General features: G+C 73.9%; 7 protein-coding genes. 3 read left to right on the top strand and 4 right to left on the bottom strand.

Features of this window, described 5'->3' with window-relative positions; translation table 11 throughout:
• From RBJ77_RS29510 to RBJ77_RS29500, 3 genes are all read left to right on the top strand, one after another.
• Window positions 1-2,587 (top strand): serine protease (locus RBJ77_RS29510; protein WP_372347786.1); only part of this gene is annotated, 2,587 nt, incomplete at its 5' end.
• Window positions 2,588-2,710: 123 nt separating this feature from the next.
• Window positions 2,711-3,661, top strand: coding sequence for a bifunctional riboflavin kinase/FAD synthetase (locus RBJ77_RS29505; RefSeq protein ID WP_372347785.1), 951 nt, complete (start codon window positions 2,711-2,713; stop codon window positions 3,659-3,661).
• Window positions 3,662-3,763: 102 nt separating this feature from the next.
• Window positions 3,764-4,252 carry a carboxymuconolactone decarboxylase family protein gene (locus RBJ77_RS29500; protein ID WP_372347784.1) on the top strand — a complete coding sequence of 163 codons (489 nt, stop codon included), beginning with the start codon at window positions 3,764-3,766 and terminating at the stop codon, window positions 4,250-4,252.
• A 283-nt stretch (window positions 4,253-4,535) separates the two neighbouring features.
• Here RBJ77_RS29500 and RBJ77_RS29495 read toward each other — a convergent pair whose 3' ends face one another.
• The 4 genes from RBJ77_RS29495 to RBJ77_RS29480 are packed head-to-tail and all read right to left on the bottom strand — an operon-like array spanning window position 4,536 to window position 8,516.
• Window positions 4,536-5,531, bottom strand: coding sequence for an oligopeptide/dipeptide ABC transporter ATP-binding protein (locus tag RBJ77_RS29495; protein ID WP_372347783.1), 996 nt, complete (start codon window positions 5,529-5,531; stop codon window positions 4,536-4,538).
• Window positions 5,528-6,523 carry an ABC transporter ATP-binding protein gene (locus RBJ77_RS29490; RefSeq protein WP_372347782.1) on the bottom strand — a complete coding sequence of 332 codons (996 nt, stop codon included), beginning with the start codon at window positions 6,521-6,523 and terminating at the stop codon, window positions 5,528-5,530. Before RBJ77_RS29490 ends, RBJ77_RS29495 begins: the two co-directional genes overlap by 4 nt.
• The gene (locus RBJ77_RS29485) at window positions 6,520-7,434 is read right to left on the bottom strand and encodes an ABC transporter permease (RefSeq protein WP_372347781.1); all 915 of its coding nucleotides are present in this window, start codon (window positions 7,432-7,434) and stop codon (window positions 6,520-6,522) included. The genes RBJ77_RS29490 and RBJ77_RS29485 overlap by 4 nt, the downstream gene beginning before the upstream one ends.
• Window positions 7,431-8,516 (bottom strand): ABC transporter permease, encoded by a 1,086-nt coding sequence (locus tag RBJ77_RS29480; protein WP_255982831.1) that lies wholly within the window; start codon window positions 8,514-8,516, stop codon window positions 7,431-7,433. Before RBJ77_RS29480 ends, RBJ77_RS29485 begins: the two co-directional genes overlap by 4 nt.
• Between the last annotated feature and the right edge of the window lie 7 nt (window positions 8,517-8,523).

Raw genomic sequence — 8,523 nt, 5'->3', positions numbered from 1 at the left:
CGACGCGTCGGTCGCGGACGCGGTGGGGCGCGCCCTGGAGCGGGCCGGCCGGATCGTCGCGGCGTCCCGGGAGAGCGGGCTCGGCGACCTCGGGGACATCGCGCCGGAGCGGATCGCCGAGGTCGCCCGCGACGCCGGGCGGCCGCTCGTGCTGCTGCTCGACGGGCCGGAGGAGATGCCGCCCGTGCTCGCGCACCGGCTCGGCGCGTGGTCGCGGCGCACCGAGAGCTGGCTGACCTCGGCGGGCGTGCGGCTCGTCGTGGCGTGCCGCGGCGAGTACTGGGAGCAGGCCGGGGCACTGTTCGGCGGCGACGTGCTGCACGGGCGGGCCGGGCGGCTGCCCGCCTGCGTACGGATCGGGGACCTGGCCGGGGAGCAGGCGCGGCGGGCGCGGGAGCGGTGCGGGGTTCCGGACGGGGCGCTGGGCGCGCGGGACGCCGCGCATCCGCTCGCGGTGCGGCTGCTGGGGGAGGTGCGGGCGGCGCTGCCCGGGGGCGGGGCCGGGTGTCCCGACCGGGACGAGGTGTTCGGGGCGTACCTGGACCTGATGTGCCTACGGGTGGCGGTGCGGCTCGCCGCTCCCGCCGGGGTACGGGGGAGTGGGGTGCGGCGGCTCGCCGCGCGGGTGTCGGGGCAGGTGCACGAGGCGGCGCGGCGGTGTCTGGGGCCCGGGCAGGGGGAGCTGGACCGGGAGGCGTTCGAGGAGCTGTTTCCGTGGGGGGCGCGGGACGGGGTGTCGGGGTGGGCGTCGGCCGTGCTGACGGAGGGGGTGCTGGTGCCCGCGGGGGGTGGGTACCGGTTCGGGCACGAGGAGGTGGCGGACTGGATCCAGGGGATGCACCTGGATCTGGACGCGGCGTTGGACGCGCTGGTGTTCCGGCGGCGGGGCGGGGGGTTGTCCGTGCCGGTGCCGCGGCACCGGGCCGGGCCCGTGGTGCGGGCCATGCTGTTGCTCGCGCGGCAGCGGGGGGTGGGTGAACTCACCGTTCGGTTGCGGGAGTTGGCAGCGTTGATCGGGGCGGTGGGCGCCACCGGGGGCGGGGTCGCCGGGCCGGGGCCCGGGCCCGACGCGTCGTTGCGCGGCACCGGGGGCCGCCCTGCCCACCCTGCCGCCCCGGGCGGCAGATTGCCCAAGGCGAGGGCGGGGCGGGGACCGGACACGGGGGACGAGGGCGGGTGGTGGGCTTCTCATCTGGTCAGTTCCGTGTTGCTGCGGGTGCCGGACGCCCGGGAGTACCTGGGGGTGCTGGAGGAGCTGGCCGACGCCGGGGCCTTCGGGCCGTGGTTCTGGACGGCCGTCGGCGTCGACGACGACACCCGGTTCGCGCTGCTGCGGCGACTCGTCGTCCGGGACCCGGAGCCCGGACACGGGGACCGGTACCTGGACGCCGTCGCCGAGCTGCTCGCCACCGACCCGGGGCGGGTGCAGCGACGGCTGACCCGGTGGTTCGACGACGAGCGGGCGCTGCCCGCGCTGCCGCACGCCACCGTCGCCACCGCCGCGCAGGCCCTGCTGCACACCCACCGGCACCGCGCCGTCGACGACCTCACCGAGGCCCTCGTCGACTGCGCCCACCCGCGCGCCGACGAACTGCTCGCCGCACTCGCCGACGAGGAGCCGTCCGCCCTCTGCCGGGCCGTCGACCGCTGGGCGCACGACGAGCGGCCCGCCCGGCACGTGGCCGCGGTCGCCTACGGGCTGCGGGCCGCGCCCCGCGTGACCACCGACGCCGACCGCGGACTGCTGCGCTACGCGGCGCTGGCCCTCCTCGCCCGCCCCTCCGACTGCACGCTGCACGGCGCCGCGCTCGCCCTCCTCGTACGGGACCCGCAGTCGCGGTCCGCCTATCTGGCGCAGGCCTGCAAGCGGTTCGCCGCCGGGGACGCGCAGCTGCCCGCGGACGCGCTCGCGACGGCCCTCGCCACCCACCCGGAGCCCGTGCTCGCCGCCTTCCAGGCACGGCTCAGGGACCCGGGCCCCGGCACCGGCGACGTGCTGCGGACCCTCGCCGACGTGACGGCACCCGCGCTCGCGCGCCGCGCCGCCGGACTCGTACAGGACTGGGCGCAGACCCTGCCGGACGCGGCGGCCGGGCACCTGGCGGTGTTCGTCGACCGGCGCCTGGAGCACGGGCCCGCCGCACGGGCCGTGCTGTTCCCGCTCGCCGTGGGGCTGCTGCGCACCCGGCCGGTGCCCGTGCGGGTCGCCGTCGTGCCCGTGCTCGTCGCGCCCGGCACCGCCGCCTCGCGCGCGCTGCGGGCCGAACTGCTCGACGTCCTGCTCGGGCAGGAGCGGGACCCGGTCGTCCTGGACGCCGTGCTCGACGCGGCCGCCCGGGGCGCCGCCGCCCGCGGGCAGGCGCGGACCAGGGAGCTGGTGCACCGCACGGGCGTCCTCCTGGTGCGGACCCCGGAGGGCGCCGCGTGTTTCGACCGCCGGCTCGTGGAGCTCGCGCGCGGCGTTCCCGGGTTCGCCGGGCTGGTGGCACGCTGGCTGGGCGCGGCACCGCAGGAGTGGGCGGCCCTGGTCGGACCGAGCGCCCGGCGCATGATCGAGAACCTCGCCGGGGTACGGGTCCCCGCCTGACCTCCCGATGCGAGACGCGAGCGGTCGGCATGGCACTCTTAGACCTGCGTGTTCGGGTAGGCGGAAGACGCACAGACTTAAGAGACGGAACCGTCGTACACAGGTTTGCGAGGAGCAATCACCGTGCAGCGCTGGCGTGGCTTGGAGGACATCCCCCAGGACTGGGGGCGCAGCGTCGTCACCATCGGCTCGTACGACGGAGTGCACCGCGGTCACCAGCTGATCATCGGCCGGGCCGTGGAGCGCGCGCGTGAGCTGGGCATCCCGGCGGTCGTCGTCACCTTCGACCCGCACCCGAGCGAGGTCGTCCGGCCGGGCTCGCACCCGCCGCTGCTCGCCCCGCACCACCGTCGCGCCGAGCTGATGGCCGAGCTGGGTGTCGACGCGGTGCTGATCCTCCCCTTCACCACCGAGTTCTCGAAGCTGTCGCCCGCCGACTTCGTGGCGAAGGTCCTCGTCGACAAGCTGCACGCGCGCGTGGTCGTCGAAGGCCCCAACTTCCGCTTCGGACACAAGGCCGCGGGCAACGTCGGCTTCCTCGCCGAGCAGGGCGAGACGTACGACTTCGAGGTCGAGGTCATCGACCTCAAGGTGTCCGGGACCGCCGGCGGCGGCGCGCCCTTCTCCTCCACGCTCACCCGGCGCCTCGTCGCCGAGGGCGACGTGGCGGGCGCCCGGGAGATCCTCGGCCGGCCGCACCGGGTCGAGGGCGTCGTGGTGCGCGGCGCGCAGCGCGGCCGTGAGCTCGGCTTCCCGACGGCCAACGTCGAGACCCTGCCGCACACCGCGATCCCGGCGGACGGCGTCTACGCGGGCTGGCTGCACGTCAACGGCGAGGCGATGCCCGCGGCGATCTCCGTGGGCACGAACCCGCAGTTCGACGGGACCGAGCGGACCGTCGAGGCGTACGCCATCGACCGCGTCGGACTCGACCTGTACGGGCTGCACGTGGCCGTGGACTTCCTGGCGTACGTGCGCGGCATGTCGAAGTTCGACTCGCTCGACGAGCTCGTCGACGCGATCGCCGACGACGTGAAGCGGTCCCGGGAGCTCGTCGAGGCGTACCAGGGCTGATCCGTCCGGACGTGACCCAGGTCACGTCCGGCCATGTCACAGCCGGCCGGGCTGTTCCGTCCCATGGGTGAAGGCCCAAGGACAACGGAACAGGAGCTCGTCATGGAAGCCCGTCTGAACATGTTCGGCAGCAAGGTCGCCCTCGGCTTCGTGAAGCACCTCGTCGCCGCGAACAAGCCGGTCGTGGGGTCGGAGCTGCCGGCGGCGACGCAGGAACTGGTGAAGATCCGGGCCAGCCAGATCAACGGCTGCTCGGGCTGCCTCGACATGCACACCAAGGAGGCCGCGGCGGCGGGGGAGACCTCGACGCGGCTCCACCTCGTCGCCGCCTGGCGCGAGGCGAAGGTGTTCACCGAGGCGGAGCGGGCCGCCCTCGAACTGACCGAGCAGGGTACGCGTCTCGCGGATGCGGCCGGTGGGGTCAGTGACGCGGCGTGGGCGGATGCCGCGAAGCACTACGACGAGGAGCAGCTGGCCGCGCTGGTCTGCCTCATCGCGGCCATCAACGCCTTCAACCGGTTGAACGTGATCACGCAGCAGCCTGCGGGGGACTACGAGGCGGGCATGGCCGCGCGGATGATCCAGCACTAGGCGTGTGCCGGGTGGGGGTTCGTGGGCGGGTGCGGGCCCGGTGGGGCTTCTCGCGCAGTTCCCCGCGCCCCTGAGATGCGCACCTGCGGTGCGGCATCTCCCCGCCGGGGGAAGGCTGCGCGCAGCGCATGCCTTCAGGGGCGCGGGGAACTGCGCGAGCAACCCTCCACAGCCTGCAACCCGCGGCGAATGATCAGCCCGGCAGACGCAGTCGGCTTTGAGGGGCGCGGGGAACTGCGCGAGAAGCCCCACCGGGCCCGCACTCGCCCACGAACCGGCGACGCTACGGCGCGTCCTCCGTCACCCGGGCGTGGGCCCAGTGACACGCCACCTGTGCCTCACGCCCACCCGTCAGGACCGGCAGGTCCACCGTGCGGCACGCGTCGGCGACGCCCGCCGCCTCCGCCTCCCCGCCCGCGAGGACCTGACAGCGGGCGTGGAAGCGGCAGCCGCCGGGGATGCGGGACGGGTCCGGCGGCTCGCCGGTGAGCACCACCGGCTCGCCGGGAGCCTCCGGCAGCACCGACAACAGGGCCTGCGTGTACGGGTGCTGAGGCGCCGTCAGGACGTCCTCGACCTTGCCCGTCTCCACGATCCGGCCCAGATACATCACGGCCACCCGGTCCGCGATGTTCCACGCGAGCCCCAGGTCGTGCGTGACGACCAGCGCCGACAGACCCAGCTCGTCCCGCAGCTTCAGGATCAGGGCGAGGATCTCCCCGCGCACCGACGCGTCCAGCGACGCCACCGGCTCGTCCGCGACGATCAGCTCCGGGTCCAGGACCAGCGCGCCCGCGATGACGACGCGCTGGCGCTGGCCGCCGGACAGCTCGTGCGGATAGCGCAGGAAGAACCGCTCCGGCGGCCGCAGCCCCGCCCGCGACAAAGCGTTCGAGACGGCCTCGCGCTCGTCGCCCGGGTAGCCGTGGATGCGCAGCCCCTCGGCCACCGCGTCGTACACGGTGTGCCGCGGGTTGAGCGAGCCGCTCGGGTCCTGGAGGACCAGCTGGACCCGCTTGCGGTACGCCTTGAGCGCCCGCGACGCGTAGTCGAGGGGCTTCCCGCCGAACGTGACCCGCCCGGACGTCGGCCGCTCCAGGCCGAGCAGGGTGCGCGCCAGGCTCGTCTTGCCGCAGCCCGACTCGCCGACCAGGGCCACGATCTCGCCCGGCGCGATGTCCAGGTCGACGCCGTCCACGGCCCGGGCCTCGGGGGCGCCGCGCCGGCCGGGGAACGTCACCTTCAGCTGGTCGGCGCTCAGCAGCGTCTGTGTGGTCATGCCGTCGTGCTCCTTGCGTCGACTGCCGAGGGGGAGGCGTCGGCCGGGTCCACGTGGACGCACGCCGCCCGCCGCCCGGGCCCCGCCTCCCGCAGCGCCTGGTCCTCGGTGGCGCACACGTCGAGCGCCACCGGGCAGCGCGGATGGAAGGTGCAGCCCGGGGGCAGCGCCGCCGGGTCCGGCGGGTCGCCGGGCAGTCCGCGCGGCGCGAACCGGGACGCCGGGTCACCGATCGTCGGGAACGCCGCCGAGAGCGCCTTGCCGTACGGGTGCACCGCGTTCTCGTACACCTCCAGGGCGGGGCCCTCCTCGACCACCCGGCCCGCGTACATCACCGCGAGCCGGTCGCAGGTGTCCGAGAGGACCGCCAGGTCGTGGCTGATCATGATCAGGCCGAGGTCCTGCTCCGCCACCAACTGCTCGATCAGGCGCAGGATCTGGGCCTGGATCATCACGTCGAGCGCGGTGGTCGGCTCGTCCGCGATGATCAGTTCCGGGTCGCAGGCGAGCGCCATCGCGATCATCACGCGCTGGCGCTGGCCGCCGGAGAGCTCGTGCGGGTAGGCCTCCGCGCGCGCGGCCGGCAGGCCGACGTGCTCCAGGAGCTCGGCCACCTTCTTCTTCGCGCCCGCCTGCGTCGCCTTCTTGTGCAGCAGGATCGGCTCGGCGATCTGGTCGCCGACCCGGTGCACCGCGTTCAGCGAGTGCATCGCGCCCTGGAAGACGATCGAGGCCCCCGCCCAGCGGACCGCGCGGACCCGTCCCCACTTCATGGCGAGGACGTCCTCGCCGTTCAGCAGGATCTCGCCGGACACCTTCGTGCCGGCCGGCAGGAGACGGAGCAGGGCGAGCGCCAGGGTCGACTTGCCGCAGCCCGACTCGCCCGCGATGCCGAGCTTCTGGCCCGCCGCGACGGACAGGTTCACACCGCGGACGGCCTGCGCCCCGCCGGCGTACGTCACTTCGAGGTCCTTCACCTCTAGCAGCGTCATGACCGCACCCCCAGCTTCGGGTTGAGGACGGACTCGACCGCGCGTCCGCAGAGCGTGAAGGACAGCGCGACGACGGCGATGGCGATGCCGGGCGGTGCCAGGTACCACCAGTCGCCCGCGCTGACCGCGCCCGCCTCGCGCGCGTCCTGGAGCATGCCGCCCCAGGAGGTGATCGTCGGGTCGGACAGGCCGAGGAAGGCCAGCGTCGCCTCCGTGAGGATCGCCGACGAGATGATCATCGTGGTCTGGGCGAGGACCAGGGGCATCACGTTCGGCAGCACGTGCCGCGTCATGACGTGGCCGTGGCCGCCGCCGAGGGCGCGGGCCCGCTCGATGTACGGGCGCGACTCCACCGCGAGGGTCTGGGCGCGCACGAGCCGGGCCGTGGTCGGCCAGGTCGTCACGCCGATCGCGATGATCACGGTCCACATCGAGCGGTCCATCACCGTCGCGAGCGCGATGGCGAGGACCAGGGTCGGCATCACCAGGAACCAGTCGGTGATCCGCATCAGGACCGTCGAGTACCAGCCGCGGAAGTGCCCGGCGACGATGCCGATGACCGTGCCGATCGCCACGCACAGGAACGCGGCCAGCAGGCCCACGGTGAGCGAGACCCGGGCCCCGTAGACCACGAGCGCGAGCACGCTGCGGCCGAACTGGTCGGTGCCCAGCGGGAATTCGCCGCTCGGGCCCTCCAGCGGGCCGCCCGGCGCGTCCGTCACGGACTGGGAGTCCTCGCCCACCAGGACGGGGGCGAGGATCGCGACGAGCGCGATCAGGATCAGCAGGCCGAGGCCCCACAGGCCGCCCTTGTGCGAGCGGTAGGACTTCCAGAAGCGGGCCGCCGACCGGCGCTTGCGGGCCCGGGCCAGCGCCCGTGGGCTGGTCACCTTCAAGGACTGCGTCGTCATCGGCCCACCCTCGGGTCGAGCAGCGGATACAGGATGTCGGCGAGGGTGTTCGCCAGGATCACCGCGGTGGCGAAGACGAAGAACAGGCCCTGGACCAGGGGGAGGTCGGGCACGGACAGGGCGGAGTAGAAGAGCCCGCCGAGACCCGGCCAGGAGAACACCGTCTCGACGAGGATCTGCCCGGCCACCACGTGCCCGAGGTTCACGAACATCAGCGTGAACGTGGGCAGCATCGCGTTCGGCACCGCGTGCTTGCGGCGCACCACGTCGTCGCGCAGGCCCTTGGCCCGCGCGGTCGTCAGATAGTCGCTGCCCATCTCGTCGAGCAGCGAGGAGCGCATGACGAGCAGCGTCTGCGCGTAGCCGACCGCGACGAGCGTGATGACGGGCAGCACCAGGTGGTGCGCGACGTCGATGACGTACGCGAACCCGGTCTCGCCGCCCGATTCGAGGCCGCCCGTCGGGAACATGCCGGGGATCGGGCCGATGCCGACGGAGAAGACGATGATGAGGAGCAGGCCCAGCCAGAACGACGGGACCGAGTAGAGGGTCAGCGCGAACGCCGTGTTGAAACGGTCGCTCCGCGACCCGTTGCGCCACGCCGTGCGGGTGCCCAGCCAGATGCCGAGCGCCGAGTACAGGACGTACGCCGTGCCGGTCAGCAGCAGCGTCGCGGGCAGCGCGTCGGCGATCTTGTCGATCACCGGGGTGTGGAACTGGTACGAGGTGCCGAAGTCGCCGGTGAGGGCGTCGCCGATGTACGACGTGAACTGCTTCCACATCGGCTGGTCGAGGCCGAACTGGTGGCGCAGGTTCTCCAGTTGCTCGGCGGAGACCCGCTTGCCGCCGGTCATCTGCTTGACCGGGTCGCTCGGGATGAGCCGGAAGAGGAAGAAGCTGGTGACGAGGACGGCGAAGAGCGAGACCACCGCGCCCGCGATCTTCGCCGCCGCGTACTGCACGTACGCCTTGGTGTTACGGGCCCGCGGGCCGCGGGCGGCCGACGACGGCCCGGCCGAAGCCGGGTCGCCGTCGGGACCGTCCGCGGGCTGCACGAGCGCCGGAGTGCTGTCAGCTGTCATGGTTCAT

Origin of the sequence: Streptomyces sp. KL116D, assembly GCF_030766975.1 — a bacterium.
Taxonomy (GTDB): domain Bacteria; phylum Actinomycetota; class Actinomycetes; order Streptomycetales; family Streptomycetaceae; genus Streptomyces; species Streptomyces longispororuber_A.
This window is presented reverse-complemented; position numbering and strand designations above follow the sequence as displayed.

What these genes read in the sequence shown, in the direction of transcription:
- RBJ77_RS29485 (WP_372347781.1), bottom strand. Translation starts at nt 7,434, where the DNA reads ATGACGACGCAGTCCTTGAAGGTGACCAGCCCACGGGCGCTGGCCCGG.
- RBJ77_RS29495 (WP_372347783.1), bottom strand. Translation starts at nt 5,531, where the DNA reads ATGACCACACAGACGCTGCTGAGCGCCGACCAGCTGAAGGTGACGTTC.
- RBJ77_RS29490 (WP_372347782.1), bottom strand. Translation starts at nt 6,523, where the DNA reads ATGACGCTGCTAGAGGTGAAGGACCTCGAAGTGACGTACGCCGGCGGG.
- RBJ77_RS29500 (WP_372347784.1), top strand. Translation starts at nt 3,764, where the DNA reads ATGGAAGCCCGTCTGAACATGTTCGGCAGCAAGGTCGCCCTCGGCTTC.
- RBJ77_RS29480 (WP_255982831.1), bottom strand. Translation starts at nt 8,516, where the DNA reads ATGACAGCTGACAGCACTCCGGCGCTCGTGCAGCCCGCGGACGGTCCC.